This is a genomic window from Stenotrophomonas sp. GbtcB23, from assembly GCF_019091045.1.
In the GTDB taxonomy this organism is placed as follows: Bacteria; Pseudomonadota; Gammaproteobacteria; order Xanthomonadales; family Xanthomonadaceae; genus Stenotrophomonas; species Stenotrophomonas rhizophila_A.
Map to the genome: position 1 here is coordinate 1 of NZ_JAGXKC010000698.1, position 235 is coordinate 235.

The window sequence follows — 235 nt, forward strand, 5'->3', positions numbered from 1 at the left end:
GCGATACGGGCAGCACGGCCAGTGCGGCCGGGTCCTGGCGCAGCGCCTCGGGCAGGCGCACCCCTATGTCGAAGCGCCGTACGCCTTCGAACAGCTGGCCGGCCACCTGCCCCCCCACGGCGGTGGCCACGGTGGACTGCACCTGGCCCGGGTTGACCCCGTAGCCGGCCAGCGCGCTGCGGTTGGGAGTGACGGTGAGCAGCGGCTGGCCGCTGGTTTCTTCCATGCGCACATC

The 235-nt window shown here is 72.8% G+C and carries 1 protein-coding gene; it reads right to left on the reverse strand.

Going from position 1 to position 235, the window contains the following annotated elements; genetic code table 11:
- Window positions 1-235, reverse strand: a 235-nt coding sequence (locus tag KVS69_RS20615) for an efflux RND transporter permease subunit (RefSeq protein ID WP_217540209.1), incomplete at both ends; no start/stop codon positions are given.